Raw genomic sequence first — 26,822 nt, forward strand, 5'->3', positions numbered from 1 at the left:
TCAGAACACGAGCACCATGCCATCTTCGGCGGCGAGGTGCTCGACCTCACCCAGGCGCGACAGCATGTCGTCGCTCATATGGGTGAGGACGAGACGTTTTGCGCCGATTGCTGGCAAGTGCTTTTCCAAGGTCTTCAGGCTGAGATGGTTCTTGGCCACCTTCTCGTACATATAGGCCTCGGCAATGAAAAGGTCCGCGCCATGCGCCAGCGGAATGAGCGTCTCCGTCCATTCGGTATCGGCGCTGTAGGCTAGCGTGCGACCCCCGGCCTCGACGCGGTAGGCCAGGAAAGGTCCGCCGGATTCGCCGTGCACCACCGGATAGGGCGTCACCGTCACCGCGCCGAAGATCCGGCTCTGCCCGGGGGCGAGTTCGACGACATCAAGCTCGAAGCGCTGCCTGGTCTTCGAGGAGTGCTCGAATAGCGCCTCCATCACCTCGCGCAGCCGCCGCTCGATGCCTTGCGGGCCCGCGATCGTGAGCGGCCGCGTCCGCCGCGAGAATTGCGCGTCGAGCAGGAGGAACGGCAGCCCGGCGAAATGGTCGCCGTGGAAATGCGTGATGAGGACGAGATCGATCTCGTCGCAAGCGATCTCCAGACGCTTCAGCGCCGGCAGCGCCGACGCGCCGCAATCGATCAGGAAGCTGGCCTCGCGCCCGGAGACGTGGAAGCAGGTGTTGAGCCTGCCGCCGGAGCCGAAGGCGTCACCGCAGCCGACGAAACGCAATTGCATCGGCTGCGAGCTCCCAAATCCTCACCGGCCGCGCGGCGCGCCGAACACGCGCGACAGCAGCCAGATCGGGATCACGATGACCGCGCCGAGCAGGAAGTAGCGCCACAGCCAGTTCACGGTGTCGAAGCCGAGATCCCAAAGACGCTGGAACAAGAGGCGGATGCTGTAGAGGATGTTCCAGGGATCGAACCCGATCGCCGCCAGCACGACGCCGACCAGGATCGAGAGCAGCACCAGCCGGAACGCGACGGCCAGCGGCGAGCCGCCGAGAAAGCGGTGCAGGCCGTCGCTGCGGCCGGCCGGCAAATCTCTGACGTCTTGGACCATCGCAAACTCCCGAAGCGGATTCGAGCCCATTATAGGCACGGCGAGGGACATGGGGAACCCGCAAGGGGCCGTCAATCGGGTTACCGGAGTTTAATTCGGGCATACGCGCGCGTCTGTTGTGGCGCGCTGCTGGCCGTGGGCGCGTCACCTCTCCCACGAGCGGGAGAGGTCGGCGCGTAGCGCCGGGTGAGGGCTTTCTCCTCTAGGGGGTACTCTTGATAATCCCACCGCGGAGACATCCCTCTCCCCAACCCTCTCCCGCGAGCGGGAGAGGGAGCGGACCGTTGTCTTGGCGCGCATCGAGCCTCACACCTCGATCTCCGCCGCCTCGCCCTTCAGCATCTTCTCCAGCGTCTCCAGCCTGTCTGCTTCCCGTGGCGGCTTGTCCCAGCGCAGGCGGCTGATGCGGGGGAAGCGCATGGCGACGCCGGACTTGTGGCGCGGCGAGCGCTGCAGGCCCTCGAAGGCGACCTCCAGCACCAGCCCCTGGTCCGGCTCGTGAACGACATGGCGAACCGGGCCGAACTTTTCCGTGGTGTTGCGACGGACGAAACGGTCGATCTGCAACAGCTCCTCGTCGGTGAAGCCGAAATACGCCTTGCCGACCGGCACCAGCTCGTCGCCGCTATCGCGCGCGGTCCACACACCGAAGGTGTAGTCGGAATAGTAGGACGAACGCTTGCCGTGGCCGCGCTGTGCGTACATCAGCACGGCGTCGATGATGTGCGGGTCGCGCTTCCACTTCCACCACTGGCCCTTCGGCCGCCCCGGCAAATAAGGCGCATCGCGCCGCTTCAGCATGACGCCCTCGACGGCATCCGCATCCTCGCCGGCGCCGGCGCTCGCGGGATCCGCGCGCACGGCGGTCAGCGCCTCCCAGCTCGTGAAGGCAATGGTGGGCGACAGATCGATGCGGGAATCGTCGAGCTTTCTGATGAAGATTTCCAGCCGCTCGCGCCGCTCGGCAAAAGGCAGCTCGCGCATATCGTTCTCGTCGTCGCCGAGCAGATCGTAGGCGCGCAAGTGAATGGGAAACTCCTTGATCAGCTTCGGGGAGACGACCTTGCGATTGAGCCGCTGCTGCAGGACGTTGAAACTCTGCACGCGGCCCTCGCGCAGGATCAGAAGCTCGCCGTCGATCGCGCCGGGCAGGCGCAGCGACGGCACGAGATCCGGAAAGCTCCCCGTGATGTCCTCGCCGGTGCGCGAATAGAGCCGCGCCGTGATGTGCCCGCGCTCGTCGCGGCCCGCCACCGCCTGCACGCGGATGCCGTCCCATTTCCATTCGGCGATGTAGTCGGCGGGATCGAGCGCGGCGAAATCGCTGTTCTCGATCGCATGCGCGAGCATCACGGGACGGAACGGCGCGGGGTCGCGATTGATCGGCTTGTCTGCGCGCCCCTCCAGCCAGGCGAACAGCTCGAGATAGGGCGGTGCAAGGCCAGGCCAGACCAACTCGACCTCATGCGGGTCCTTGTCGCCGAGCGCGGCGGCCGCGGTCTTGGCAAGGCGCGCGGAAATGCCGATGCGCAGTGCGCCGGTGACGAGCTTCAAGAGCGCCCAGCGACCGGTCTCGTCGAGCTCGTCGAGCCAGCGCTCGAGCTGCCTCGGCAGCTCGCTCTTGCCGAGCGTGCGCAGCGTCGTGACGACCTCGGTGAGCGTCGGGGGCGGTGGGTTGTTGTGGGCGGCGAGCGCCGTCTTCGGCCACATCAGCGCCACCGTCTCGGAGAGGTCGCCGACATAGTCGTAGCTCAAACCGAACAGCACCTCGTCCGTGCGCGATGCGATGAGATCGCGGATCAGCGCGGGCTTGGCGTGCTTGAAGCTGAGCGCCCCGGTCAGCGCGGCCAACGCGTAGCCGCGGTCGGGATCGCCGGTCTCGCGGAAATAGCCGGTGATCAGGCGCAGCTTGTTGTTGCGGCCGGGCTCGTAGGCGAGCCGGTCCAGGAGTTCGGCGAAGCGGTTCATGCCTCGCCCTCGCCTTGAAGCTGGGCCTCGCCCTCTTCCTCATCGCCATAGCCGACGAGATCGAGCGGCTGCGCTTTCAGGCCCTTGCTCCGGCACCAATGCACCAGCGCATCTTCCTGCCCGTGGGTGACCCAGATCTCGCCTGCGCCGGTCGCGCCGATGGTGGCGGTGAGGCCGTCCCAATCGGCATGGTCGGAGATCACCAGCGGCAGTTCGACGCCGCGCTGCCGCGCGCGGGCGCGCACCCGCATCCAGCCCGAGGCGAACGCGGTGACGGGATCGGGAAAGCGCCGCGTCCAGAGGTCAGACGTCGCCGAGGGCGGCGCCAAGGTGATGGTGCCGGCGAGCGCCGCCTTCTTCATGCCCTTCGCCGGCCTGAGCTCGCCGAGTTCGATGCCGCGGCTCTGATAGTAATACGTGATCTTCTCCATGGCGCCGTGCAGATAGATCGGCGCGTCGTAACCGGCCTGACGGATCAGCTTGATCACGCGCTGTGCCTTGCCGAGCGAATAGGCGCCGACGAGATGCGCGCGTTCCGGAAACAGCGCGACGGAGGCAAGCAGCTTTTTGACCTCGGCGCTCGCATCGCCATGCCGGAACACCGGCAGGCCGAAGGTTGCCTCGGTGATGAAGACGTCGCAGGCCACCAGCTCGAACGGCGCACAGGTGGGGTCGGGCGCGTCCTTGTAGTCGCCCGAGGCGACGATGCAGGTATCCTTGCAGGTCACCGCGATTTGCGCCGAGCCGAGCACATGGCCGGCCGGATGAAACTTGACCTTGACCTCGCCGAGCCGGACCTCCTCGCCATAGCGGATGGCTTGCGTCGATCCGGCGAAATTTTCGCCGTAGCGCAGCCGCATCATGTCGATCGTTTCCTGCGTCGCCAGCACGGCGCCATGGCCGGCACGGGCATGATCGGAATGGCCGTGGGTAATTACGGCCCGCTCCACGGGACGGACAGGGTCGATATGGAAGCCGCCGGGCTTGCAGCACAGGCCGGCGGCAACTGGCAGCAGGATGTCTTGGGGACGCATGTGAGACATATAGGAGGCAGCCGCTCCAAATTAAGCTGTCCTGCGCGCTTGACCCGCGCATTCATCCTCTTAAAGAGTCCTCGTTTTGACGAGATAGTTCCAATGCCGCTCCGCCTGTTCCAGTCCTCCGGCGACCTCATGGCCGACCGTCGCTTCGAGTTCGCGCGCGACCTCCAGCTCAAGGGCGATCTGGCCGCGGCGGCCGATCTGATCGAGCAGGCCATCGAGCTAGCACCGAACTTCACCTCGGCCTGGTTCACGCTCGGCGAGATCCGCCAGCAGCTCGGCGAACGCGACAAGGCGATCGCGGCGTTCCGGAAAGCGCGCGAGTCCGATCCTGAGGATCAGCACGGCGCCGGCCTGCACCTGATACGGCTTGGCGACACCGAAATGGCGGAGATGCCCAAGGCCTATGTGCAGGCGCTGTTCGACCAGTACGCGCCGCGCTTCGAGCACGTGCTGGTCAACGACCTCGGCTACCGCGCCCCTGGCCTGATCTTCAAGGCGGTGCTGGCGGCGCGCGTTGCAGCGAGGAAGCCGGCCTTCTTCAAACGCACCATCGATCTCGGCTGCGGCACCGGACTTGCAGCCGCGGCCTTCGCCAGGCAGGTCGATCATTTCGTCGGCATCGATCTCTCGCCCGGCATGATCAAGCAGGCGCGCGCGACGAATCTTTATGCCGAGCTCGAAGTCGCCGACATGATCGAAGGATTACGCACCAAGAGTGACGCGAGCGCAAACCTCGTCGTCGCTGCGGATGCGTTCGTCTATCTCTCCGATCTCGCGCCGGTGCTCACTGAAACCAGGCGCGTGCTCGCACCAGGCGGCGTGCTCGCCTTCACGGTGGAGACCTACGACGGCAGCGGCATCGTTCTCGGCGCGGGCCTGCGTTATGCCCACTCGGCGGAATATGTCCGTGGTGCGATCGGCAGGGCCGGCTTGAAGCTGCTGACCCTGGAGCCGGCCTCGCCGCGCACCGAGAACAACGAGCCGGTGAGCGGCCTCGTCATCGTCGCCGAGAAAACTTGAGTCTAGGCGCTGGCACCTTGCGATTTTGAGCGTCATTGCGTCGCAAAGCGGCGACTTCCCACTTGCGAGCCGAGCTGCGATGCCAGCACAATGGACTCGCTAGGGAGAAACAAACAATGACGAAGAATCCATCGCGGCGCGATTTCAGCGCTGCTGCGCTCGCCACCATCGCCGCATCCACCTTGCCCGCGCCGTATGTCTGGGCCGCGGAGAAGAAATACGATGCCGGCGCCAGCGACACCGAGATCAAGATCGGGCAGACCGTGCCGCATTCCGGGCCCGGCTCGCTCTACGGCGTGCTCGGCCGCATCGGCGAAGCCTATTTCCAGATGCTGAACGAGAAGGGCGGCATCAACGGGCGCAAGGTCAAGTTCCTCACCATGGACGACGCCTACAGCGCGCCGAAATGCGTCGAGGCCACGCGGCGGCTGGTCGAGCAGGAAGAGGTGCTCGCACTGTACGGCTCGCTCGGCACCGCGCCGCAGACCGCCGTGCACAAATACCTGAACTCCAAGGGCGTGCCGCAGCTCTTGCTCAACACCGGCGCGTCGAAGTGGAACAACCCGAAAGAGTTCAAATGGACGATGGCGGGCCTGCCGCTCTATCCGACCGAGGCCCGCATCCTGGCGCGGCACGTCGTCGCCGTGAAGCCGAACGCCAAGGTCGGCATCCTCTACCAGAACGACGATTTCGGCCGCGACTTCCTCGGTCCGTTCAAGAAGGTGCTGGCCGATGCCGGCGGCACTGCGCAGGTGATCATGGAGCAGACCTATGATCTCACCGAGCCGACCGTCGATTCCCAGCTCATCAATCTCTCGAAGTCGGGCGCCGACGTCTTCTACAACATCTCCACGGGCAAGGCGTCCTCGCAGTCGATCCGGAAAGTCGCCGAGCTCGGCTGGAAGCCGCTGCAGCTGCTGTCGGCAGGCTCGACCGGCCGCTCGATCCTCAACGCCGCGGGCCTGGAGAACGCCACCGGCATCGTCGCCATCCGCTACAACAAGGAGGTCGGCCTGCCGAAATGGGAGAAGGACCCGGACGTGATGGCGTTCGAGGAGCTGCGTAAGAAGTACACGCCGGCGATCGATCCCGACAACACCATCGCCTTCGCCGGCTACGGTCAGGCCGTGACCATGGGCGAGATCCTGCGACGCTGCGGCGACGAGCTCACCCGCGCCAACGTGCTGAAGCACGCCTCGACGCTGGCCGGCTTTCATTCGCCATACTTCCTCGACGGCGTCACCTACAGCTACACGCCCGACAATTACACGCCGATGAAGACGCTGTTCATTTCCACCTTCACCGGCAAGGACTGGGACATCTCCGACAAGCCGATGTCGGAGTAAAGTCGCGGAGCGGCTCGTTCACCTCTCCCGCTTGCGGGAGAGGTCGGCGCGAAGCGCCGGGTGAGGGCTTTCTCCTCTAGGGGATTGTCCCATTGCGGAAACACCCTCTCCCCGACCCTCTCAGGCCAATCGCATATGGGGCTTTGAAAGATCCGAGCGCGCGCCTCGCCCTTCGAGACGACCGCTTCGCGGTCCCTCAGGGTGAGGCTGAGTGGCACCAGTGTGCGCTGAAACCAGCCCAACACGCTTGGTCCTCATCCTGAGGGCCAGCCAACGGCGGGCGTCTCGAAGGATGGCCACAAGCAACATCGCTCCCATATGCGATGGTCCTGCGCAGGCGGGAGAGAGAGCGCACCTTCGTCTTTGCAGCGATCGAGCCTCATTTCATCGCGCTCTAAGCGGGGACACCAACCGATACGCAGCCTTGGCGTTCACACCAAAAGCCTTGTCCCGCACACGGCTGCCAAGCCTCGCCAGGCAATCCTCCAGCGCGGTCTTGATCTCGCCGTAGCTCCCGGCGAGCAGGCACACCGGCCAGTCCGAGCCGAAGATCAGCCTGTCCTCACCGAAGCAGCTCGCGGCGTGCGCGACGAATGGAAACAGGCGTTCGGCATCCCAATTGTCCCAGACCGCTTCGGTCGCCAATCCCGAAATCTTGCACCAGACATTGCCGCACGCGGCCAGCGCGGCGATGAGCTCGACCCATTCCGCGCTGCCGCCTTCGGCGATCGGCGGCTTGGCGGCGTGGTCGAGCACGAAGCGCGCGTCCGGGAAGGCCTGCGCGGTTGCGATCGCGGCGGGCAGCTCGCGGCTGCGAACGAGTAAATCGTAGGTGAGATCGCGGGCGAACACAGCCGCAAGGCCGCGCTGGACGTCCTCGCGCCGCAGCCAATCAGGATCGGCCTCGTCGTGCACCTGGTGGCGGATACCGACGAGCTTGTCCCCGCCCGGCAGAGCGCGCAGCCGCTCGAGCGTTTCGTCGAGCGCGCCATCGGTCAGATCGGCCCAGCCGACCACACCGACGACGAAGGAATTCGCCTGCGCGACGCGCAAGAACTCCTCGGTCTCCTCCAGAGAGGAGCGGCATTGCACCACGATGCTGGCCTCGATGCCGCTTGCCTGGAGCAACGGCGCGAGATCGGCCGGACCGAAGGCGCGGCGGATCGGCGCGAGTTCAGGCGCGTCCATCCAGGGATAGTCGGCGCGCACCGGGTCCCAGAAATGCTGGTGGGCATCGATGATCATGCCTCACGCTCCCGCCGGCAGCGGCGCGCGCGTATCGACGAGCTTCCGCGCACGCAGCTCCTGCCAGAACGCGGCCGGCACCGCCAGCTCCGACATCGCGATGTTGTCGGCTACCTCGGCCGCGTTGCGCGCGCCCATCACGGCGACCGTCACTGCCGGATGGGCCATGCAGAACTGGAGAGCTGCGGCTTTCAGCTCGGTGCCGTGCTTGCGGCAGAGCGCGTCAAGCTCCAGCGCGCGCTCAACCAGCGCCGCATCGGCGTCCTGATAGTTGAACTTTGCGCCGGTGTGCGGATTGGCCAGGATGCCGCTGTTGTAGATGCCGCCGAGCAGAATGCCGATGTTCTTCGCCTGACAGAGCGGAAACAGCGCAGCCAGCGCGCCCTGGTCGAGCAGCGTGTAGCGGCCCGCGAGCAGGAAGCCATCGACCGGCACCTCCTCGGCAAAGCGGACCAGCATCTCCGACTGGTTCATGCCGGCACCGATCGCCTTGACGGTGCCGTCCTCGCGCAGGCGCTGGAGCGCACGGAAGGCCCCCGTGACGGCTTCGTCATGGTGATCGTCGGGATCATGCACGAGCAGAACGTCGACGCGGTCGAGCCCGAGGCGACCCAGGCTCTCCTGGACCGAGCGCATCACGCCGTCGTAACTGAAATCGAACACCGGCCGCTCGCGCGGTGTGCCCTTGTAGTGTTCGTCCTCGCCGTGCGCGCCATCTGGTGCGCGCAGCAGGCGGCCCACCTTGGTCGAGATGACGTAGGAGTCGCGCGGCTGTTCCCGCAGAAAAGCACCGAGCCGCCGCTCTGCGAGGCCGAAGCCGTACAGCGGCGCGGTGTCGAAGAAGCGGACGCCGAGCGACCAGGCGCGTTCGATCGTGGCTTGCGCATCGGCGTCGCTGACGGGGGCGAACAATCCGCCGAGCGGGGCGGACCCGAGCCCGATTGAGGTGACGTCGAGAGCGCCGAGCCGTGACCGTTTCATTTCCACGCCTTCCAACAGTCTGGCTTCCAGCAATCATCACCCCCGCTCGCGGGAACCGCAAGCGGGGAGATATGCAGGAGCGCCGGGGCCGATAGCGCTCCTACTTCAACATCTGCGCAACGTTGTCCTTGGTCACGAGGTCAAGGCCGGTATAGACGATCTCCGGCACCTTCTCGCCCTTCTTGATGGCAAGCAGCGTGTCCATCGCCTTCTCGCCCATCTCAAACGGACGCTGGCCGACCAGCGCATTGGCATAGCCGTCGCGCAGCAGTTCGAGCTGCATCTTCAGCGTATCGGCGACGACCAGCGTGAACTTGCCGGAATCGATGTCCTTCTTGTTCCTGCTGGCGAAGGCCTTGAAGCCTTCGGGGGCAAACATCGGCCAGCCGCCGATCGGAACGATGGCGGCGAGATCGGGCGTTGCGGTGCGCATGTCGGTCATCTGCTGGACGGCGAGCGCGGGATCGTCGTTGCAGAAGGTCGGTGAGCCCGCGACCTCGGTCCATTTCGAGCCCTTCAACGCCTCGCGCACGCCGTCGACGCGCTCGGCGAGGTTCTTGGCGCCGGGACCGCCCGAGACCATCGCGTATTTGCCACCGTCAGGCCGCATCTTCAGCAATTGCTTGCCGAGCGCGACGCCGAACTCCTTGTTGTTGGTGCCGATATAGGCGATGCGCTTGGAGCCCGGCGCGTCGGCATCGAAGGTGATGACCGGAATGCCGGCGGCGGTCGCCGCCTCGATCGACTTGGTCATGGCCGCGACGTCGGCGACCGAGATGGCGAGACCATCGACCTTCTGCGTGATGAAGTCCTGGATGATCTGGGCTTGCGTGGCAGGCTCGTGCTCCACCGGGCCCTTGTAGATGCACTCGATGTTGCCGAGTTCCTTGGCGCGCTTCAGGCAGCCGTCGCGCGCGAAATCGAAGAACGGATTGTTCATCGCCTTCGGCACGATGACGAAGCGATAGTTCGCGGCGAATGCCGGCGTTGCCATCATTGCCACGGCGATGCCGGCCAGAAGCAGTTTCCTCATTGTCTCCTCCATCCTTGTTGGTGCCTATCCTCTCGAAAGCGCCGGGAAGCGGACAGGCGGCGTTTTATTTGCCTTCCCGAGATGATGTCATTTCAGCTCATCCGCGAGCGGATGCGGTCGACCAGCACGGCCAGGATGATGATCACGCCCACCAGCGTCTGCTGCCAGTAGGAACTGACTTGTGCCAGTACGAGCCCATTGCGGATCACCTCCAGCAGCACGCAGCCGACGATCGCCCCGAGCGGGCCGCCGATGCCGCCAGCAAGATTGGCGCCGCCGATCACGGCCGCCGCGATCACGTTGAGCTCGTAGGACGTCGCCATGTTGGCCGGCGCCGACCCGAGCCAGCCCGAGATGATGATGCCTTGCAGGCCGGCAGCGAGCGCGCAGATGACATAGACCTCGATCTTCACCCGGACCACCGGGATGCCGGTCAACTCCGCCGCCTTCTCGTTGCCGCCGAGCGCGAAGACATGGCGGCCGAACGAAGTGTGGTGCAGCACCACGGCCATCGCCAGTGCGAGAATCACGAGATAGATGAACGGCACCGGCACGCCGAGCACGTCGCCCGAGGTCGCTGCGTAGAAATAATCGGCGTCCGGCCCGCCCGGAAAGCTGCCACGGCCGTTCGAGACGACATAGCCGAGCCCGCGCACGATCGAGAGCATGCCGAGCGTGGTCACGAAGGGCGACAGGCCGAGCACCGCGATGCAGAAGCCGTTGACGAGGCCCGCGATCAGCGCGACGCCGAGACCGGCTACGACCGACACCAGCAGGATCAGGCCGGGTACATTGGCGAGCACGGTCTTGCCGTCGGCGGCCATGTGCACCAATGGCGAGCCGGGCGCGGACAGCTCGGTCATCACCATCGAGGTGATCATGGCCGAGAAGCACATCATGGAGCCGACCGACAGGTCGATGCCGCCGGTGATGATCACGAAGGTGACGCCGAGCGTCGCAATGGCAATGAAGGAGAAGTTCTTCGCCACGTTCTGCATGTTGCCTTGGGTGAAGAAGTAAGGGCTGGCGAAATGCATGATCACCAGCAGCAGCGCCAGCGCGAGCAGGACGTAGCCGGTCTGCGAGGCGAAGATGCCGCGCTGCCACCACCTGATCTTGCCGACATTGGTGAAGCTGATCGGGGACTCCATGGGCATGGCCATCACGCCGCCTCCTTCGCGCCGGTGATGAGGGCGGTGACTTCCTCCGGAGAGGTCTCTTGGATCGACTTGTCGGCCCGCTTCTCGCCGCGACGCATGACGATGACGCGGTCGCACACGGCGAAGACATCGGGCATGCGGTGCGAGATCAGCATCACGGCGACGCCTTGCTCCTTCAGCCGGTGAATGAGGCCCAGCACCTGCTCGACCTGGCGCACCGAGATCGCCGCGGTCGGCTCGTCCATCATGACAAGCCGGGCATTGGACAGCCGGGTGCGCGCGATCGCGACGGCCTGCCGCTGGCCGCCGGACATCTGCCTGACGAGATCGTCGGGGCGTGTCTCCGAGCGCAGCTCGCCGAACAGCTCCAGCGCGCGCGCCGCCATCGCCTTGTGGTCGAGCAGAGCGACGGGTCCGAATTTGCGCTTCAGCTCGCGGCCGAGGAACACGTTGGCGGCGGCCGTGAGATTGTCCGCCAGCGCGAGGTCCTGATACACGACCTCGATGCCGACGGCGCGAGCATCGACCGGCCGGTTGAAATGGACCGTATTGCCGGCGAAACGGATCTCGCCGTGACTGGGGCGGAAATTGCCGGCGATGATCTTGACCAGCGTCGACTTGCCGGCGCCGTTGTCGCCCATCAGGCCGACCACTTCGCCCGGCTGGACCTGCAGATCGACGCCGTGCAGTGCGCGGATGGCGCCGAACTCCTTGCCGATGCCGGAGAGCTCGAGGACCGGGGTCACGTCAGCATGTGCCATCAGCGGACTTTCCTCAGACATGACGGTTGACCAGGGATTCCAGGTATTCCTGCCGGCCCGAGCGCGGCTGCGGATCGAAGCCGGGCGCAAGCGCACGGTCGGCCAGATCAGCGAGCGACCGCTGGCCGGCGAGAATGGCGCGGCCCTCGGGGCCGGACCATCCGTCGTAACGCTGCGCAAGCGGCGCGGTGAGCACGCCGGCATCCAGCATGTCGGCAGCGGCGAGGAACGCCCGCGCGCAGGCATCCATCGAGCCGACATGGGCATGGATGAGATCATCGGGATCGATCGATTGCCGCCGGATCTTGGCATCGAAATTGAGCCCGCCCGTGGTGAAGCCGCCGTGGTTCAGGATCTCGTGGAACACCAGCGTCAGCTCCGGCACGTTCATCGCGAACTGGTCGGTGTCCCAGCCGAGCAGATCGTCGCCGCGATTGATGTCCAGCGAGCCGAACACGCCGAGCGCCTCGGCCAGCGCGACCTCGTGATGGAAGGAATGGCCGGCAAGGATCGCGTGGTTCTGCTCGATGTTGAGCTTGACGTCCTCGAGCAGGTCGTAGCGTTCGAGGAAGCCGTAGCAGGTGGCGACGTCGAAATCGTACTGATGCTTGGTCGGCTCCTTCGGCTTGGGCTCGATCAGGATCGGACCTTTGAAGCCTATTCTGTGCTTGTGCTCGACCACCAGCGAGACGAAGCGGCCAAGCTGGTCGAGCTCGCGCTTGAGATCGGTGTTGAGCAGCGTCTCGTAGCCCTCGCGGCCGCCCCACAGCACGTAGTTCTGGCCGCCGAGCCGGTGCGTCACCTCCAGCGCGGCGCGGACCTGGCCGGCGGCATAGGTGAAGATCTCGGGGTCCGGATTGGTCGCCGCACCCGCCATGTAGCGGCGATGCGTGAACAGGTTCGCGGTGCCCCAGAGCAGACGGACCTTGCTCGATGCCATTTTCCTTTCCAGCAGATCAGCTATGGCGTTCAGATTGGCGACGGACTCGGTGAGCGAAGCGCCTTCCGGCGCGACATCGACGTCGTGGAAGGTGAAGTAGGGCACATCCAGCAGGCGGAACAGCTCGAAAGCGGCATCGGCCTTCGCGCGCGCCATCGCCATCGCATCGCTGCCATGGTGCCAGGGCCGCAAAAAGGTCTCGCTGCCGAACGGATCGCCGCCGGGCCAGCACAGCGAATGCCAGTAGCAGACTGCAAAGCGCAAATGATCTTCCAGCCTGCGGCCATGCACGAGGCGGTCCTTGTCGTACCAGCGGAAGGCGAGCGCGCTGTCTGTCTCCTTGCCGCCGAAGGCGACGGGTGCGCTTGCATCGAAGAATTTGGTTGGCGCGTTCACTTAAAAAGACTCCTTCAATGCGGGATAAAGCGCGCGCCAATGACGATAGGCCTCGTCATAGGCCGCAGCGACTGACGCGCGGGGCGTGAAGCTCGCGAGCCGCCGCGGACGGGTGCAGACCTCTGCGGGGTCTTCGCCGGTGGCGGCGAGCCGGCCAAGCCTGGCGGCGCCGAGCGCGGCGCCCACCTCGCCTTCCTCGACGCGATGGACGACAATGCCGAGCACGTCGGCGCAGACCTGCGCCCAGATCGGCGAGCGCGAGCCTCCGCCGACGAGATCGAGTTCGGTGATCGGCCCGCTGGCCGCGCTGAGCGCCGCCAGATTGTCACGGGCCGCAAAGGCCACGCCTTCGAGCACCGCCTGCACGATCTGGCCCCGGTTAGTCGCGCTGCGCAGGCCGACGAACGCGCCGCTGGCGGCAGCATCGTTGTGCGGCGTGCGCTCGCCGTCGAGATAGGGCAGGAATTTGATCGGGCTTGGCCCATTAACTCGCTCGCCGAGCGGCGCCAGCAGCGCTGCAGCCGGAGTCTGCATCACGGCTGCGAGCCAGGCGAGCGAGGCCGCCGCCGACAGCATCACGCCCATCTGATGCCAGAGGCCGGGCAGCGCATGGCAGAAGGCATGCACGGCCGATGCCGGCGCCGGGGCGAAGCGATCGGTGACGCGGAACAGCACGCCCGACGTCCCCAGCGACAGGAAAGCATCGCCGGGCGCGATGGCGCCGAGCCCGATCGCGCTCGCCGCATTGTCGCCGGCACCGCCCGCAACCACGACGTTTGTCGACATGCCCCAACGTTGCGCGTAATCGCGCGCGAGCACCGCGCTCACCGCATTGCCCTCGACGAGACGCGGCATATGGTGGAGATCGAGGCCGGTGGCGTGCAGCAGCAAAGCCGACCAGCGGCGAAGGCCGACGTCCAGCCACAGCGTGCCCGCGGCGTCCGACATGTCCTCGACCATCTCGCCGGTGAGGCGATAACGGACATAGGCCTTTGGCAGCAGCACCTTTGCGAGGCGGTCGAACGTCCCTGGCTCGTGCCGTGCCACCCAGAGCAGCTTCGGCGCCGTGAAGCCAGGCATCGCCAGATTCCCGGCGATCGCGTGCAGCGATGGACAGCGCCGCTCCAGCGTGGCGCATTCGGACTGCGAGCGGCCGTCGTTCCAGAGGATGGCCGGACGCAGCGGACGGCCGTCCTCGCCCAGCAGCGTCGCGCCATGCATCTGGCCCGACAGCCCGATGCCGCGGACCTGCGCGACGTCGCGCGGATGGCGGGCGGCGAGGTCGTCGACCGCGCCGACGGCCGCATCGACCCAGGAATCGGGATCCTGCTCGGACCACAGCGGCGCGGGATGCGACAGCGCAAGCTCGCGCGCCGCCGTCGCGACGACCGCGCCGGCTTCGTTCACGAGTACCGCTTTCACACCGGATGTGCCGATGTCGATCCCGAGATACAAATCATCCTCCCTTCTTCCTGCCGCGGTGCGCGATCTTGCGTCGCTTTCTCCGTAACGGGCCGTTGCCGAATTCACCTGCCGCTAGGGCAGATTGTCCCGCATCACGATGTCGATCCTGATCTTCTCCTGCTCGCTCAAGATCGGCTCGCCGCGGGCGAGCGCGAGCAGCACGCGGACGGCCGCGCGCGCTTCATGTCCGGGGTTCTGCGAGATCGCCGCGTCCATCAATCCCTGCAACAACAGCCGCCGCGTCAGCGCGGTGACGTCGTGCCCGACGAACACCACGTCGTGGCGACCGGCATCGCTCAATGCCTTGGCAACGCCTTGCGTGCCCGCGCCGACGTTGTAAAGGCCGACGATGTCGGCATGCTCGCCGAGCAGCCGCGTCAGCAGTTGCTCGGAACGGTCGTCCTCGTCGCGCCCTTCCAGCACTGGCAGCACATCGAGGTCAGGAAATTCCGCCGTCATCACCTGGTTGAAGCCGAAAATTCGCTCGGCATGGTCGCGCAGCCCCTGCGATCCCGCGACGATCGCGACCTTGCCGGACCTCTGGCCGACCAGCCGACCGACCAACGCGCCGGCGGTGCGGCCCGCCGCGATGTTGTCGATGCCGACATAATGATGCCGGCGCGAGGACGGCACGTCGGAGACCAGCGTCACCACCTTGGTGCCGGCATCGACGAGATCGTTGATGGCGGCGCGGACGATGGGGTGGTCCAGCGCCACCACGGCGACGCCGTCGTAGCCGCCCGACAGCGCTTCCAGCGACGATGCCAGCACGGGGGCGTCGAACACGTCGGTTGCGATCATCTCGACATGGAGGCGGCGAGCCGACAGCCAGGCCGCCATCTCGCCGAGATAGGCCTCGATCTGCTGCATGAACGGGTTCGGCCCCGACGGCATCACGAACGCAAAGCGGCGGGCGCGGCCGCGGGCGAGCTCGGCTGCGGCCACATGCGGCTGGAACGAATTGCGTGCGATGGCTTCCTTGACGCGCCGGACCGTATCCGGGCGGACCCCCGGCCTGTTGTGCAGGACGCGATCGACCGTGGCGAGACTGACACCGGCCTCGCGGGCAATGTCCTTCAGCGTTAGCGCGGTCGCGGTGAGGGTCTCGGCCATGACTGAAGGCTAGCAGAGGTGTTTTGAGGTACGCAACTCATTTTGAGGAAATGAACGTCATTTGCCTTGCCCCGGTGCCGAGCAACAGTTGAAGAAATTGAGGCCTGACGCCGGACCGCCGGCTCAGCTGGCGCTCAGATCGAGCGTCAGGAACAGGCTGTTGGGATCCTCGGCGTAACCCTCGAAGGGGCTGCAGAGGACGAAGCCGTGCGCCTGATAGAGCGCATGGGCCGGCCTGAAATAGGCCCATGAGCCGGTCTCGAGGCTGAGCCGCCGCAAGCCGCGCGCCCGAGCTTCCGCGATGATGTGACGGAGCATCTGGCCGCCGAATCCGCGCCGCCGCGTGGTCTGGAGCGTGTGCATCGACTTGACCTCGCCGTGGCTGGCCGAGAGCGTCTTCAGCGCACCGGTGGCAACGAGTTGATCGCCGTCCCAGCCGGTCCAGAACGCGACATCGCTCGCCCGAAGGCCCGCCAGATCGAGCGCATGGGCGCTCCCCGGCGCGGTCTGCGCCCTGGCTGCGGCGACGTGATGATCGAGCAGCGCGATGACACGGGGATCAAAGGTGTCGCCGGTGCGGATCTGCATCGTCATGATCTCCACGCTCTCACATCTTGCCGTAGGAGGCGCCGCGCCGCGTGATGATGACATAGCGCGCATCCTGCTTGGTCTCGTTCTCGAACATCACCGCGCGCATCACGTCGAAATCCAGACAATCGCCCTCACGCAGCCGCACCGCCTTGGCATCGATATGCACGGCGATGGTGCCCTCCAGCATCAAAAGCTGCTGGGTGAAGGCGTTGCGGCCCCAGGGGCTGTAGGACACCCGGGCCCCCGCCGGCAGGTCGACGACGATGATCTCGATGCCGCTCGCCGCATCCGGCGGCGAAGCATGCCGCCGGCGATAACCGCTGTCAGGGTCGCGCCAGAGCGGCTGATCCGCCAGCCGCACCAGGCGCTCCGGCGGCTTCGCGGTGAGCGCGACGACATCGCTGAGCGTGACGTCGAGCGCCGCGCAGAGCTTGTTCAGCAGCGCCGCCGTCGCACTGCTCTGCGCCCGCTCCACCCGCCCGATCATGGCCCGGCTGACGCCGGAGCGGCCTGCAAGCTCGTTCAACGTCATGCCCGCCTGCGTCCGCAGCGTCTTCAGGCGCCGACCGATGGCGCGATCGAGTTTTTGCTGGTCCATGGGTTTCATTGCAGGCGTCGCCGGGCATCGTACCGAACACGGATCGAGAGCTTACTACGGAGCGCCATGAATCCCGGATGTCTGAGGCGAACATATTAGAATCTTGGACGGCACCGCCACCCGGACGGATTCGGCTCCGCCAGGCATTAACCCTCTGCCTACCCATTTTTCTCATTGGAGAAGATCGCCTCGATATCCTGCCTGCCATCGAGCACTCGCATCTCAGCCCGGTCATCCTTCAAGCGGTAGAAGACGATTTGCGGAGCGGCGGCCAGCGAACGCAAGCCTGACCGGATTTCATCGCGTGCCCGCCCCGCGAAGGGGAAATCCTCGATGAGGGTGACGGCCTTCCCGATCGCGCGCAATATCTTGTCGGCGGTCCCGGTTCCTGCCGCGTCGGCGTAATAATCCCAAAGGCGATCGATATCCTCGACAGCTTCCGGTGACCAAATGACCGGAAGCCTATGCTCCACCATGCCGTGAGTTCTTTTCGCGAAGAAACTCTTCCATATTCAGGGTCTCGCCCTTGCCTGCATCGAGCGAATGGATGCCCCGGTCGATTTCAGACCGAAGGGCGCCGAGCTTTTCGACATGCGAAAGCAATTTCCGGCCAATCTCTTCCTGATCGGCGGCCGGTAATCGGGAGATTTGCGCAATCGCTTGTTCGAGTGTCCTGACCATGGCTTGAGCCTACCATATAGTGGTCGGATCGAAAACTTGGAGCGGGCGAAGGGAATCGAACCCTCGTATGCAGCTTGGGAAGCTGCCGTTCTACCATTGAACTACGCCCGCGATGCGCGCCTTGCGCCCCACTGATTAGCCGAGACGGCGTCTGCCGCCAAGCGCTTTGGCGCCGCGGCCCGGACGCTTGTTAATGTCCTGGAAAGATTCCAGGTGCGCCGGATTGTGGCGGTGTTATGATCTGATGTCTGGGCGAAACGTGCACTGAGTGGGGCGTGTGCATGGCGGGGCGGGCGTACGCGATATTCGACACGGCGCTGGGGCGCTGCGGCATCATCTGGAGCAGCACCGGCGTGGTCGCCGTGCAACTGCCGGAGGCGCGGGAGATCGATACCCGCCGGCGGATTTTTCGGGTTCATCCCGAGGCGCGCGAACAGCGCCCATCTGAGAACGCCGAGCTTGCGATCGAAGGCATCACAGGCCTGCTGCAAGGCAGCGATCCGGATTTTTCCGAGGTCAGCCTGGACGCCAGCGGGGTGCCCGGTTTCAATCGGCGCGTCTACGAGTTCGCCTGCACCATTCCCCGCGGGGAAACGCGCACCTATGCCGAGGTCGCCAGGGCGCTGGGTGCCTCCGGCGCGGCATATTCCGTAGCGCAGGCGATTGCGAAGAATCCCTTCATGCTGATCGTGCCCTGTCACCGGGTGCTGGAAACAGGCAATTATACCGACCGGCTCTCGCCCTATGGCGGCGTGATCTCCAAGCGCCGGCTGCTGGCGCTGGACGGCGCCCATCCCGTCGCCAGCAAGACGCTGTTCGAGGTGCTGCTCCCGGTTGCTCCGCCCCGCGCGCCCACCTAGATAAGGCGGATGGACGCGACCACCCTGCTGACGACGCCGTCGATGGCCGTCTCCGAATTCCGCTGCGATGCGGGGCCGGACGAAAGGCCGTTTCCCGAGTGCCGCACTGGCCACTCCATCGCCTATGTCCGCTCCGGCAGCTTCGGTTGCCATTGCCGTGCCGGTTTCTTCGAGCTGGTGGCGGGCTCGATGCTGGTCGGCGCCCCGGGCGAGGAATACACTTGCACTCATGAGCACGTGTCCGGCGACGTCTGCCTGTCGTTCTTTCTCGGCGAGGAGCTTGTCGACTCCCTCGGCGGACGGCGCGAAGCCTGGCAAATCGGCGCGACGCCTCCGCTGCCCGAGCTGATGGTGCTCGGCGAACTCGCCCAGACGGCAGCAGATGGCAACAGCGACCTTGGGCTCGACGAGATCGGCCAGATCCTCGCTGGCCGGTTCGTCGAAATCGTCTCGGGCAGAGCGCGCAAGCCGGCGACGCCGACCGCACGGGACCGCCGCCGCGCGGTCGAGGCCGCGCTGTGGATCGACGACAACTCGCATGCGGAGCTCGACCTCGAGCAAGCGGCAAAGCAGGCGGGCCTCAGCCCGTTTCATTTCCTGCGGCTGTTCTCGCGCGTGCTCGGCGTGACCCCGCATCAATATCTGGTGCGCTCGCGGCTGCGGCACGCCGCGCGCAGGCTCGCCGACGAAGACATCGCCGTCACCGACATCGCCTATGACGTCGGCTTCGGCGATCTCTCCAACTTCGTCCGTACGTTTCATCGCGCCGCAGGCGTGTCGCCGACGAAATTCCGGCAGGCGTCGAAAGGGGAGCGCAAGATTCTCCAAGAGCGTCTCGCCCTCAACTGACTAGGGTCGTCTCCGGCGCGCGCCATCCGCGGCGCGCTTTTCGCAATGGAGACGAACATGTACGACCACATCGGATTGCGCGTTGCCGATCTAGACGCAGCCACGCGCTTCTACACCGCGGTGCTGGCGCCGCTCGGTTACGTCCTGTGCTCCAGCGGCGACGGCTATGCCGGCTTCGGGCCGAAGGGCGAGCCGGCGCTGTGGCTGCACCTGAACAAGGGCCGGAAGGCCGACGGCGTCCACATCGCCTTCCGCGCCGGGGATCATGACGCGGTCAAGGCGTTTCATAGCGAGGGCATGAAGAGCGGCGGGCGTGACAACGGCGGCGCCGGGCCGCGGAAGGATTACAGCCCGACCTATTATGCGGCGTTCCTCATTGATCCCGACGGCAACAATGTCGAGGCGGTTTGTCCGTAGAGGCGCAGGCCATCGCAGCACAAATGCCGTCATTCCGGGATGGCGCGTAGCACCAGCCCCGGAATCTCGAGATTCCGGGTTCGGCTCTTCGAGCCGCCCCGGAAGGACTTCCGACGCTGGCGGCGGCCGGATCATTCACTGTGAGTTGTCTCACAGAAGCCCGCCCTCGGCGGCCGTAACCATGCCCCCGTGCGTCCGGTTGGCTCCGCTCTCCCGGCGGCGCCACGCACGTGAGGAGCATGCCATGAGAGGTGCGGACAAGGTGATCTGCCAGGCGGCCGCCGTGCTGCTGCTGTTTTCGATCTCGAGCGTGCCGGCAAAGGCGCAATTCCTCGGCGGCGGCGGTGCTGGCGGCGAGGACATGATGACCCAGATGGCGCCGGTGCTGGAGATGATGAAGGCGAAGATGGGCAAGCGCCGCTTCGCCATGTTGATGCAGACCATGGGCCCGATGATGAGCCGCATGATGGAGAACGGTGGCGGCGGGTTCGGCGGCATGATGGGTGGCGGCCTTGGCGGCATAGGCGGCGGCGGCTTCGGCGCGCCCAACTATGGCGGTTACACGCCGATGAGCGGTGGTTATATGCCGGTCGGGATCGGCAGCATGGGCGGCGGCGACATCATGGGCATGCTCGGCGGCACCGGCGGCAGCGACATGATGGCGATGATCCCGCAATTGATGCGGCTCGCCAATACCGGCGGCGGCCATCGCCGCCACAAGCGTCGCTAGTCGACAACAAGAGCAGGCGCGACCGCGGGCTTGCGCTCGTGCGGTCCCCAGCGTGTCAGCATCACGCTGGAGCATGACAGCAGGCCGAGCACGACCATCGAGCTCGCGGCCAGCCAGAAGAAGCTCTGCGCGCTGGCCTCGTGCGTCGACAGCCACCAGCCGACACCCGCGATGTAGATCAGCCGCGCCGTCTGCGCCAGCACGGGACCGATCACCTTCGCCGCGCCTTGCGAGGAGAAATACATCGTCGTGGCAAGGCCGAAGAAGGCGTAGAACGGTCCGACCGTCGAGAGATATTGATGGCTCGCCGCGCGTACGGCTGCACTGTCCGTGAACATGTTGATCCAGAGATCGGGAAACATCGCAACGAGGCAGGCCGGCGCGCCCACGGCCACGAAGGCGGCAGCACTGGCGATCCAGGCGACGCGCCGTGCGCGCGCGATGCGGCCTGCACCGATTGCCATCCCGACCATCGGCACACAGGCGATGCCGAACGAGAACGCGATCGAGGTCAGCAGAAATTCGAGCCGCGCACCGATGCCGTAGCCGGCCAGAATCGCGGTGCCGAATTTCGCCAGCATGTGGGTGAAGATCGAGATCGTCAGCACCGATTGCAGCGGCGAAAAACAGGCGACGGCGCCGACCTTCAGGATGTCGAAGAACATCGCCCATTGGACGCGCAGGCCGCGCAGCTTCAGAGTGATGCGCGCGCGGCCGGAGAACAGGTACCAGCTCATGATGCCGATGTTCATGATGTAGGCGATCAGCGCGCCGGCGGCGACGCCGCGCATGCCAAGCTGAGGGACCGGGCCGAGCCCGAGGCCGAGCGTGCCGCCGAGCACGATCTGCCAGGCCGCCGAGTTGAGGATCAGGAACGACGGCAGCTTCATGTTGCCGGTGCCGCGCAAAATGCCCGCCATGGTGTTGAGCAGCCAGGGCAGCACAGCGCCGCCGAAAAACACCTGCGTGTAGGCGATCGCATGCGTCAGCACTTCACCGCGACCGCCGAGCATTTCGAGCACTTTCGGTCCGAAGATCAGCATGCCCAGCATGAAGACGAGGCCGAAGCTGATGCCGATCAGCAGGGCATGCACGGCAAGCGTGCCGGCGCGCTCGCGATTCCCCGCGCCGAGCGCACGCGCGATGGCCGAAGCTACCGCGCCGCCCATGGCGCCGCCGGACATCGTCATGGTCAGAATGATTGTCGGAAACACCAGCGCCATCGCGGCCAGCGCCTCGACGCCTAGCCGACCGACATAGGAGGTTTCCGCAATCACCACGCAGATGCCAGCCGACAAGCCGATCGCGTTGGGCCAGGCGAGCGAAAGCAGCGTGCGCAGGATCGGCCCGTCCGTGAGCGCGCTCCTGACCGACGGCGGAGGCGGGGGCAGCGGGCGCTCTTGCTCATCGACCGGGATTTCGGCGATGTCGGACATGTCCTCTCCCGGGCACGGGCGCCGTTTGCGGCGCGGCATTGAACAGGTGCCAATATCTATTCGCGCCCACGGCGCGACACGGGCTTAGCACGGCCCAGCGCGATTCCGCCTGCGCCGGGTGCAGGCGTGCTCTGCGACAGCACATCTCGATCGTGAAGCTACCCGATCGTCCAAATCAGCGGCGGCCGGCCGCCTGCTGACGGCCGCAGATGCACACCGATATGCCGCCCGCATCCCGCAGCGAGGCCCTCGACCAGTCCCTCCAGCACCTTCGCGCAGCCGGGATGATAGTCAGCGATGTCGTCCATCAGCTTCCAGCTCTGCTGGCCGATTTCGAACGTGCCTTCCGATGATGTCATCTCGGCCGCATCGTCCTGCGCCGCGAACAGCGCATTCAGGAACGATGCGAATTCTCGCGCGCCGCCGCGACCCATTGCCAGCGCCGCCGCGACCTCGTCGAAATACTGCATGCCGATCAGCTTGCCGGTGAGGCGCAGCAGGTAGCCGGCGTCCTCCGGCCCGAACAGCTGCACCATCACGGGAGCGGCCGTGCGCACATATTCCATCGCGTAGTTGCGATAGGCTTTCTCCAGGCGCGGCCTTGGCCAGCTCGCGACCGGCAGCGCCGGCGCAGTCTTCGCGTCGAACAGCGGCGCTTCGAGGTGACGCGCGAACACGAGCCGCTGATCGACTTCGAGCGAGTGGTCGTATTGACAATAATAGCCTTCGAGCCCGTCCTGGCCGTCGACGCTCTGCTTGGTGCAGACGAAGCCGAGCCTGAGATCGCCGAGCGCGACGCCGTTGTTGGCGTGCCAGCCGCGCAACATCGCACGCGAGACCTCGCCGGGAATGCCGCAGATCGCGGTGCCCTTCCAGATCCAGCGCGGCGGCGGATAGCGGATCCAGGCTTTTGTGTCGCTCTCGTACATGTACTCGACGTGCACGCCGCCGATCCAGTTGGAGAGGTAGTGATATTGCGCGGCGGCGACCGCGGGCGGCAGATGATCGATCCCGAGCTTCTTCAGACCGGGAAGGAAGCGCTCCTGCTGCTGGCGGCGGAAGACGCGGAAAACGAACTCGGCGGCGTCAGCGGTGCCGCGGCGCGTGACGACGGTGAGGATGAGCCCGGTGAAATAGGCGTGATAGAGATCGGCGACCGCGCGCCAGCGCTTCCATTGGGCTTCTTGCGCTGCGTCTGATGCGGCGGCCATGTTCGCTCCCGATCTTTGATTTTGATCGAGTGTGTCACCGCAGCTTGCCGCAGGCAACATGACCCCCATGCAGGGCGCCCTGCGCGGCCGCCCGCCAATTCCGCTTCACGAAGTTTGCGGCGGCGGCTGTCATCGCCCGCGCAGGCGGCGATCCAGTATTCCAGAGGCAGTTGCTATTGAACTCGAGGGCCGCGGCGTACTGGATTCCCCGCCTTCGCGGGGAATGACAGCGCTGGATTATCGCTACACCCGAAAATGCTTGGATAGTTTGAGGCCCTGCGCCTGGTAGTTGGAACCGATACGCTGGCCGTACATCGCGTCAGGGCGGCCCAGCATCTTCTCGTAGACGAGGCGGCCGACGATCTGGCCGTGCTCGAGGATGAACGGCACTTCGCGCGAGCGCACCTCCAGCACGGCGCGCGCGCCCTGCCCGCCCGCGCCGGCATAGCCGAAGCCGGGATCGAAGAAACCGGCGTAGTGCACGCGGAATTCACCGACCAGCGGATCGAACGGCACCATCTCCGCGGCGTAGTCCGGGGGCACCTGCACCGCCTCTTTCGACGCGAGGATGTAGAACTCGCCGGGATCGAGGATCAGGCTGCCGTCGGGCCGCGCCGAGATCGGCTCCCAGAATTCCTCCACCGCGTAGCCCGCGCGGCGATCGACATCGACGACGCCGGTGTGGCGCTTGGCGCGGTAGCCGACGAAACCGCTCGCCTTCTCGCCGGACAGATCGACCGAGACGGCGACGCCGCCGGACAGATCGGCATCGTCGATGTCGACCAGACGTTCGCTGGCGTGCAGCGCATCGAGCTCGTCGGCATTGAGGATGGCATCGCCGGTGCGGAAGCGCACTTGGCTGAGGCGCGAGCCTTCGCGGACCAACACCGGAAACGTCTTCGGGCTGATCTCGGCATAGAGCGGGCCGTGATAGCCGGCGCCGATCATGTCGAAGCGGCGGGTGCCGTCGGCGATCACGCGGGTAAAGACGTCGAGCCGGCCGGTGGAGCTCTTCGGGTTGGCGGCCGCGACGATCTCCGGCGGCAGCGCGAGGCTCTCCAGCAGCGGCACGATGTAGACGCAGTTGGTTTCCAGCACCGCACCGTCGGCAAGGCTGAACTCGTGCAGCTTCAATTCGTCAATACGCTCGGCCACGGTGGCGCCGGGACCGGGCAGGAAGCTGGCACGGACGCGATAGGCGATGTCGCCGAGCCGCAGATCGAGGCTGGCCGGCTGGATCTGGCTCTCGATGAAGTCGTAGGCGGGCAGGATGAGACCTTCTTCCGCCATCGCCGCGATCATGCGGTCGGGCAGGATACCATTGGCGTCGGCGGCGACCGTGAACGTCAACCGGGGGTCCTCATCAGGGCTCAAACGCATCCGGACATGCCGGGAAATACAGGTCTTTTACGGCTATCCGATGGACGCCTTGACGGAAAGGGCATTGCGGAATATGAGCATCACTTATCCCGTGGTGATTTGAGCCGGCCGGCTTGCAGCCACGTTAAATAAGTCGCTAAACAGGCCGGGGACCTCTGTGATCCCGGCCCGTGGAGATATCCAGGCCGGTTTTTTTGTGACCGTTTTCGACGCGGCGGTCATGTCGGAGGTACCTATGTCGAAGTCGCCTGCTGCCTACCGTCCCGAAACCCGCCTGGTCCATTCCGGCACCCTGCGCTCGCAATTTGGCGAGACGTCTGAGGCGCTGTTCCTGACCCAGGGCTACGTCTACAACAGCGCCGAGGAGTGCGAGGCCCGGTTCAAGGGCGAGGATCCCGGCTTCATCTATTCGCGCTACTCCAACCCCACCATCGCGATGTTCGAGCGCCGCATGATCGAGCTCGAAGGCGCCGAGGCCGCCCGCTCGGCCGCAACCGGCATGGCGGCGGTGACAACCGCGATCCTGGCGCCGCTGAAGGCCGGCGATCACGTCGTGGCCTCGCGCGCGCTGTTCGGCTCGTGCCTCTACGTGATCCAGGACCTGCTGCCGCGCTACGGCATCGAGACCACGCTGGTCGACGGGCTCGATCTCGACCAGTGGCAGCGCGCGCTGCGGCCGAACACCAAGACGTTCTTCCTGGAGAGCCCGACCAACCCGACGCTGGACGTGCTCGACATCCCCTCGATCGCCGAGATCGCGCACAAGGGCGGCGCGCGCCTGGTGGTCGACAACGTATTCGCGACCCCGATCTGGCAGAGCCCGCTGGCGCTCGGCGCCGACGTCGTCGTCTATTCCGCGACCAAGCACATCGACGGCCAGGGCCGCTGTCTCGGCGGCATCATCCTGTCATCGGAAGCCTTCATCGCCGAGCACATCCACAACTTCATGCGCCAGACCGGCCCGTCGATCTCACCGTTCAATGCCTGGGTCCTGCTCAAGGGCCTGGAGACGCTCGGCGTGCGCGTGCGCGCGCAGACTGACACGGCCGGGCGCATCGCCGAGGTGCTGGCGAGCCATCCCAAGATCTCGCGGCTGGTCTATCCGGGCCGCGCCGATCATCCGCAGGCGGCGCTGGTGAAGAAGCAGATGCGCGGCGGCTCGACGCTGGTCGGCTTCGAGGTGAAGGGCGGCAAGCAGGCCGCGTTCCGCGTGCTCAACGAGTTGAAGCTGGCCAAGATCTCCAACAATCTCGGCGACGCCAAGAGCCTCGTCACGCATCCGGCGACCACGACGCATCAGCGCCTGAAGCCGGAAGACCGCGCCGCGCTCGGCATCAGCGAAGGCTTCATCCGCTTCTCGGCAGGGCTCGAGCATGCCGATGATCTGATCGAGGATCTGACCGCGGCGCTGGAGAAGGCGTGAGACGACGGAGGTCTGGTAGGGTGGATTAGCCGAAGGCGTAATCCACCTCTTCTGCATCCGCGGGGAAAGACAGTGGTGGGTTACGGCTTCGCCTAACCCACCCTACGCAGCCTACGGCAGCGTGCCTACATCGGCCGGTACGTCCTCACGTCCGCCGGCACGTTCACACCCAGCTTGATCTGGCCGACCGAACGGATGATGTCGTCGCCGAGCAGCTGGGCGAAGCAGGCGTAGCCCCAATCGTTCATGTGCAGGCCGTCGGCGATGACGAAGTTCTCGACCGGGATCGACTGGTTCTCGTGCCAGTCGCGCATCACCTCGAAGCGCGGGAAGATGCCGACGTGGCGAAGCTCGGCGACTTTGCCGAGCATGTTGATCATCTTGCCGGCGCTCTCCTTGCGCTGGTTGACGGCCGGCGAATATTGCGGATCGACCAGCACGATGTCGGTGCCGCCCGCGGCCTGGATGCGGCTGATGCCTTCCTCCACCAGCTTGACGGTCTCGCCGGGATCGAGATTGCGAAGCACGGCGTTGGTGCCGACCTGCCAGATCACGAGATCCGGATGCCTGTCGATCACCTGCGTCTGCAGGCGCTTCATCATCTCGGGGGCATCCTCGCCGCCGACGCCGGCATTGACGACGGTGATGTCGGCGGTCGGGTAGTGCCGGCGCAGCTGCGCGGCGAGACGATTGGGGTAATTGAACTCCGGCGAGCTCGCGCCGAACCCTTGGGTCGACGACGAGCCGAACGCGACGATGACGACGGGCTGGCCGGCGACCAGCTTACTTGCCACGTGGGGCAGTGAGCCCACCGCCTTCGAGCCGCCCTTCGGCGGCAGGCAGGGCACGCGGTTGAAGATGTCGGCGGCGGACTTCGCGACCTCCTTCACCTTGTCGATGGCGCGAGACGTGACGCCGCGCGGCTCGGACGACCTTGCGGCAACGTTGGTCTGGGACGGCGGAGCGGGCGCAGGATCAGCCGACTGGGCGGGTGCGGGGGTCGGCTCTGCGGCTGGCGTCTGCGCATGCGAGGCCGGCGTCAGCAACAACAGCGCCGCCGCGGCGGGCACGGCCAGCCATGTCGTCAGGCAAAAAGGGCGGAGAGAACTCATTA

General features: G+C 65.9%; 27 protein-coding genes, 1 tRNA gene and 1 riboswitch. Of the genes, 7 read left to right on the plus strand and 21 right to left on the minus strand.

The window, feature by feature from the left end; translation table 11 throughout:
* The 4 genes from AC3WLX_RS19290 to AC3WLX_RS19305 all read right to left on the minus strand — a co-directional run bounded on the left by AC3WLX_RS19290 (position 1) and on the right by AC3WLX_RS19305 (position 4,064).
* Complete coding sequence (locus AC3WLX_RS19290) at positions 1–735, minus strand: MBL fold metallo-hydrolase (protein ID WP_492337134.1); 735 nt, start codon at positions 733–735, stop codon at positions 1–3.
* A 21-nt stretch (positions 736–756) separates the two neighbouring features.
* Entirely contained in the window at positions 757–1,062 is a 306-nt protein-coding gene (locus tag AC3WLX_RS19295) for a DUF6460 domain-containing protein (protein ID WP_492337135.1), read from the minus strand.
* Positions 1,063–1,368: 306 nt separating this feature from the next.
* Positions 1,369–3,030, minus strand: coding sequence for an ATP-dependent DNA ligase (locus AC3WLX_RS19300; protein WP_492337136.1), 1,662 nt, complete (start codon positions 3,028–3,030; stop codon positions 1,369–1,371).
* Positions 3,027–4,064: a ligase-associated DNA damage response exonuclease gene (locus AC3WLX_RS19305; RefSeq protein WP_492337137.1), complete on the minus strand. Its 1,038-nt coding sequence runs from the start codon at positions 4,062–4,064 to the stop codon at positions 3,027–3,029. The genes AC3WLX_RS19300 and AC3WLX_RS19305 overlap by 4 nt, the downstream gene beginning before the upstream one ends.
* Positions 4,065–4,166: 102 nt before the next feature.
* Between AC3WLX_RS19305 and AC3WLX_RS19310 the strand changes: the two genes are divergently transcribed.
* Together AC3WLX_RS19310 and AC3WLX_RS19315 are read left to right on the plus strand one after the other, a co-directional pair.
* Entirely contained in the window at positions 4,167–5,093 is a 927-nt protein-coding gene (locus AC3WLX_RS19310) for a class I SAM-dependent DNA methyltransferase (RefSeq protein WP_492337138.1), read from the plus strand.
* A gap of 116 nt (positions 5,094–5,209) precedes the next feature.
* Entirely contained in the window at positions 5,210–6,439 is a 1,230-nt protein-coding gene (locus AC3WLX_RS19315) for an ABC transporter substrate-binding protein (protein WP_492337139.1), read from the plus strand.
* Positions 6,440–6,823: 384 nt separating this feature from the next.
* Here the strand turns inward: AC3WLX_RS19315 and AC3WLX_RS19320 are convergent, their stop codons facing one another.
* The 13 genes from AC3WLX_RS19320 to AC3WLX_RS19380 all read right to left on the minus strand — a co-directional run bounded on the left by AC3WLX_RS19320 (position 6,824) and on the right by AC3WLX_RS19380 (position 17,513).
* Positions 6,824–7,684 (minus strand): amidohydrolase family protein, encoded by an 861-nt coding sequence (locus tag AC3WLX_RS19320; RefSeq protein WP_492337140.1) that lies wholly within the window; start codon positions 7,682–7,684, stop codon positions 6,824–6,826.
* A gap of 3 nt (positions 7,685–7,687) precedes the next feature.
* Positions 7,688–8,665 (minus strand): aldo/keto reductase, encoded by a 978-nt coding sequence (locus tag AC3WLX_RS19325; protein ID WP_492337141.1) that lies wholly within the window; start codon positions 8,663–8,665, stop codon positions 7,688–7,690.
* 100 nt (positions 8,666–8,765) lie between these two features.
* Complete coding sequence (locus tag AC3WLX_RS19330; protein ID WP_492337142.1) at positions 8,766–9,698, minus strand: sugar-binding protein; 933 nt, start codon at positions 9,696–9,698, stop codon at positions 8,766–8,768.
* Between the two features lie 92 nt (positions 9,699–9,790).
* Entirely contained in the window at positions 9,791–10,861 is a 1,071-nt protein-coding gene (locus AC3WLX_RS19335; RefSeq protein WP_492337143.1) for an ABC transporter permease, read from the minus strand.
* Positions 10,861–11,619 carry an ATP-binding cassette domain-containing protein gene (locus tag AC3WLX_RS19340; protein ID WP_492337144.1) on the minus strand — a complete coding sequence of 253 codons (759 nt, stop codon included), beginning with the start codon at positions 11,617–11,619 and terminating at the stop codon, positions 10,861–10,863. The genes AC3WLX_RS19335 and AC3WLX_RS19340 overlap by 1 nt, the downstream gene beginning before the upstream one ends.
* A 13-nt stretch (positions 11,620–11,632) precedes the next feature.
* Positions 11,633–12,955 (minus strand): xylose isomerase, encoded by a 1,323-nt coding sequence (gene xylA / locus AC3WLX_RS19345; protein WP_492337145.1) that lies wholly within the window; start codon positions 12,953–12,955, stop codon positions 11,633–11,635.
* Complete coding sequence (xylB, locus tag AC3WLX_RS19350; RefSeq protein WP_291629802.1) at positions 12,956–14,410, minus strand: xylulokinase; 1,455 nt, start codon at positions 14,408–14,410, stop codon at positions 12,956–12,958.
* An 81-nt stretch (positions 14,411–14,491) separates the two neighbouring features.
* On the minus strand, positions 14,492–15,532 hold the full coding sequence (locus AC3WLX_RS19355) for a LacI family DNA-binding transcriptional regulator (RefSeq protein WP_291629800.1): 1,041 nt from the start codon (positions 15,530–15,532) through the stop codon (positions 14,492–14,494).
* Positions 15,533–15,655: 123 nt separating this feature from the next.
* On the minus strand, positions 15,656–16,120 hold the full coding sequence (locus AC3WLX_RS19360) for a GNAT family N-acetyltransferase (protein WP_492337324.1): 465 nt from the start codon (positions 16,118–16,120) through the stop codon (positions 15,656–15,658).
* Between the two features lie 19 nt (positions 16,121–16,139).
* A complete protein-coding gene (locus tag AC3WLX_RS19365; RefSeq protein ID WP_492337146.1) occupies positions 16,140–16,721 on the minus strand; it encodes a helix-turn-helix domain-containing protein in 582 nt (193 codons plus the stop codon).
* A gap of 158 nt (positions 16,722–16,879) precedes the next feature.
* Positions 16,880–17,197 (minus strand): type II toxin-antitoxin system RelE/ParE family toxin, encoded by a 318-nt coding sequence (locus tag AC3WLX_RS19370; RefSeq protein ID WP_291623162.1) that lies wholly within the window; start codon positions 17,195–17,197, stop codon positions 16,880–16,882.
* Positions 17,184–17,402 carry a hypothetical protein gene (locus AC3WLX_RS19375; protein ID WP_197969052.1) on the minus strand — a complete coding sequence of 73 codons (219 nt, stop codon included), beginning with the start codon at positions 17,400–17,402 and terminating at the stop codon, positions 17,184–17,186. Before AC3WLX_RS19375 ends, AC3WLX_RS19370 begins: the two co-directional genes overlap by 14 nt.
* Before the next feature lie 37 nt (positions 17,403–17,439).
* A tRNA-Gly gene (locus AC3WLX_RS19380) sits at positions 17,440–17,513 on the minus strand.
* A 170-nt stretch (positions 17,514–17,683) separates the two neighbouring features.
* Between AC3WLX_RS19380 and AC3WLX_RS19385 the strand changes: the two genes are divergently transcribed.
* The 4 genes from AC3WLX_RS19385 to AC3WLX_RS19400 all read left to right on the plus strand — a co-directional run bounded on the left by AC3WLX_RS19385 (position 17,684) and on the right by AC3WLX_RS19400 (position 20,258).
* Positions 17,684–18,262 carry a methylated-DNA--[protein]-cysteine S-methyltransferase gene (locus tag AC3WLX_RS19385; RefSeq protein WP_492337147.1) on the plus strand — a complete coding sequence of 193 codons (579 nt, stop codon included), beginning with the start codon at positions 17,684–17,686 and terminating at the stop codon, positions 18,260–18,262.
* Between the two features lie 9 nt (positions 18,263–18,271).
* The gene (locus AC3WLX_RS19390; protein WP_492337148.1) at positions 18,272–19,111 is read left to right on the plus strand and encodes an AraC family transcriptional regulator; all 840 of its coding nucleotides are present in this window, start codon (positions 18,272–18,274) and stop codon (positions 19,109–19,111) included.
* A 57-nt stretch (positions 19,112–19,168) separates the two neighbouring features.
* The gene (locus AC3WLX_RS19395) at positions 19,169–19,528 is read left to right on the plus strand and encodes a VOC family protein (protein ID WP_492337149.1); all 360 of its coding nucleotides are present in this window, start codon (positions 19,169–19,171) and stop codon (positions 19,526–19,528) included.
* A 244-nt stretch (positions 19,529–19,772) separates the two neighbouring features.
* Positions 19,773–20,258 carry a hypothetical protein gene (locus AC3WLX_RS19400; protein ID WP_492337150.1) on the plus strand — a complete coding sequence of 162 codons (486 nt, stop codon included), beginning with the start codon at positions 19,773–19,775 and terminating at the stop codon, positions 20,256–20,258.
* Here AC3WLX_RS19400 and AC3WLX_RS19405 read toward each other — a convergent pair.
* The 3 genes from AC3WLX_RS19405 to AC3WLX_RS19415 form a co-directional block, all read right to left on the minus strand.
* On the minus strand, positions 20,255–21,694 hold the full coding sequence (locus tag AC3WLX_RS19405) for an MATE family efflux transporter (RefSeq protein ID WP_492337151.1): 1,440 nt from the start codon (positions 21,692–21,694) through the stop codon (positions 20,255–20,257). The genes AC3WLX_RS19400 and AC3WLX_RS19405 overlap by 4 nt on opposite strands.
* 158 nt (positions 21,695–21,852) lie before the next feature.
* Positions 21,853–22,905, minus strand: a complete 1,053-nt coding sequence (locus AC3WLX_RS19410; RefSeq protein ID WP_492337152.1) for a hypothetical protein — start codon at positions 22,903–22,905, stop codon at positions 21,853–21,855.
* Between the two features lie 243 nt (positions 22,906–23,148).
* Entirely contained in the window at positions 23,149–24,285 is a 1,137-nt protein-coding gene (locus tag AC3WLX_RS19415) for a 2'-deoxycytidine 5'-triphosphate deaminase (RefSeq protein ID WP_492337153.1), read from the minus strand.
* 81 nt (positions 24,286–24,366) lie between these two features.
* Positions 24,367–24,446, plus strand: a riboswitch (SAM riboswitch).
* A gap of 74 nt (positions 24,447–24,520) precedes the next feature.
* On the opposite strand from AC3WLX_RS19415, the gene AC3WLX_RS19420 reads away from it, so the two are divergent.
* Positions 24,521–25,708 carry an O-succinylhomoserine sulfhydrylase gene (locus AC3WLX_RS19420; protein WP_492337154.1) on the plus strand — a complete coding sequence of 396 codons (1,188 nt, stop codon included), beginning with the start codon at positions 24,521–24,523 and terminating at the stop codon, positions 25,706–25,708.
* Positions 25,709–25,833: 125 nt separating this feature from the next.
* Here the strand turns inward: AC3WLX_RS19420 and AC3WLX_RS19425 are convergent, their stop codons facing one another.
* Entirely contained in the window at positions 25,834–26,820 is a 987-nt protein-coding gene (locus AC3WLX_RS19425) for an SGNH/GDSL hydrolase family protein (protein WP_492337155.1), read from the minus strand.
* Positions 26,821–26,822 lie beyond the last annotated feature (2 nt).

The organism is Bradyrhizobium sp. FW305-F6 (assembly GCF_058782905.1).

Excerpts from the sequence above, each read along its gene's own strand:
- AC3WLX_RS19290 (WP_492337134.1), bottom strand. The coding sequence starts at position 735 with ATGCAATTGCGTTTCGTCGGCTGCGGTGACGCCTTCGGCTCCGGCGGC.
- AC3WLX_RS19295 (WP_492337135.1), bottom strand. The coding sequence starts at position 1,062 with ATGGTCCAAGACGTCAGAGATTTGCCGGCCGGCCGCAGCGACGGCCTG.
- AC3WLX_RS19300 (WP_492337136.1), bottom strand. The coding sequence starts at position 3,030 with ATGAACCGCTTCGCCGAACTCCTGGACCGGCTCGCCTACGAGCCCGGC.
- AC3WLX_RS19305 (WP_492337137.1), bottom strand. The coding sequence starts at position 4,064 with ATGCGTCCCCAAGACATCCTGCTGCCAGTTGCCGCCGGCCTGTGCTGC.
- AC3WLX_RS19310 (WP_492337138.1), top strand. The coding sequence starts at position 4,167 with ATGCCGCTCCGCCTGTTCCAGTCCTCCGGCGACCTCATGGCCGACCGT.
- AC3WLX_RS19315 (WP_492337139.1), top strand. The coding sequence starts at position 5,210 with ATGACGAAGAATCCATCGCGGCGCGATTTCAGCGCTGCTGCGCTCGCC.
- AC3WLX_RS19320 (WP_492337140.1), bottom strand. The coding sequence starts at position 7,684 with ATGATCATCGATGCCCACCAGCATTTCTGGGACCCGGTGCGCGCCGAC.
- AC3WLX_RS19325 (WP_492337141.1), bottom strand. The coding sequence starts at position 8,665 with ATGAAACGGTCACGGCTCGGCGCTCTCGACGTCACCTCAATCGGGCTC.
- AC3WLX_RS19330 (WP_492337142.1), bottom strand. The coding sequence starts at position 9,698 with ATGAGGAAACTGCTTCTGGCCGGCATCGCCGTGGCAATGATGGCAACG.
- AC3WLX_RS19335 (WP_492337143.1), bottom strand. The coding sequence starts at position 10,861 with ATGGCCATGCCCATGGAGTCCCCGATCAGCTTCACCAATGTCGGCAAG.
- AC3WLX_RS19340 (WP_492337144.1), bottom strand. The coding sequence starts at position 11,619 with ATGGCACATGCTGACGTGACCCCGGTCCTCGAGCTCTCCGGCATCGGC.
- AC3WLX_RS19355 (WP_291629800.1), bottom strand. The coding sequence starts at position 15,532 with ATGGCCGAGACCCTCACCGCGACCGCGCTAACGCTGAAGGACATTGCC.
- AC3WLX_RS19360 (WP_492337324.1), bottom strand. The coding sequence starts at position 16,120 with ATGCAGATCCGCACCGGCGACACCTTTGATCCCCGTGTCATCGCGCTG.
- AC3WLX_RS19365 (WP_492337146.1), bottom strand. The coding sequence starts at position 16,721 with ATGGACCAGCAAAAACTCGATCGCGCCATCGGTCGGCGCCTGAAGACG.
- AC3WLX_RS19370 (WP_291623162.1), bottom strand. The coding sequence starts at position 17,197 with ATGGTGGAGCATAGGCTTCCGGTCATTTGGTCACCGGAAGCTGTCGAG.
- AC3WLX_RS19375 (WP_197969052.1), bottom strand. The coding sequence starts at position 17,402 with ATGGTCAGGACACTCGAACAAGCGATTGCGCAAATCTCCCGATTACCG.
- AC3WLX_RS19385 (WP_492337147.1), top strand. The coding sequence starts at position 17,684 with ATGGCGGGGCGGGCGTACGCGATATTCGACACGGCGCTGGGGCGCTGC.
- AC3WLX_RS19390 (WP_492337148.1), top strand. The coding sequence starts at position 18,272 with ATGGACGCGACCACCCTGCTGACGACGCCGTCGATGGCCGTCTCCGAA.
- AC3WLX_RS19395 (WP_492337149.1), top strand. The coding sequence starts at position 19,169 with ATGTACGACCACATCGGATTGCGCGTTGCCGATCTAGACGCAGCCACG.
- AC3WLX_RS19400 (WP_492337150.1), top strand. The coding sequence starts at position 19,773 with ATGAGAGGTGCGGACAAGGTGATCTGCCAGGCGGCCGCCGTGCTGCTG.
- AC3WLX_RS19405 (WP_492337151.1), bottom strand. The coding sequence starts at position 21,694 with ATGTCCGACATCGCCGAAATCCCGGTCGATGAGCAAGAGCGCCCGCTG.
- AC3WLX_RS19410 (WP_492337152.1), bottom strand. The coding sequence starts at position 22,905 with ATGGCCGCCGCATCAGACGCAGCGCAAGAAGCCCAATGGAAGCGCTGG.
- AC3WLX_RS19415 (WP_492337153.1), bottom strand. The coding sequence starts at position 24,285 with ATGCGTTTGAGCCCTGATGAGGACCCCCGGTTGACGTTCACGGTCGCC.
- AC3WLX_RS19420 (WP_492337154.1), top strand. The coding sequence starts at position 24,521 with ATGTCGAAGTCGCCTGCTGCCTACCGTCCCGAAACCCGCCTGGTCCAT.
- AC3WLX_RS19425 (WP_492337155.1), bottom strand. The coding sequence starts at position 26,820 with ATGAGTTCTCTCCGCCCTTTTTGCCTGACGACATGGCTGGCCGTGCCC.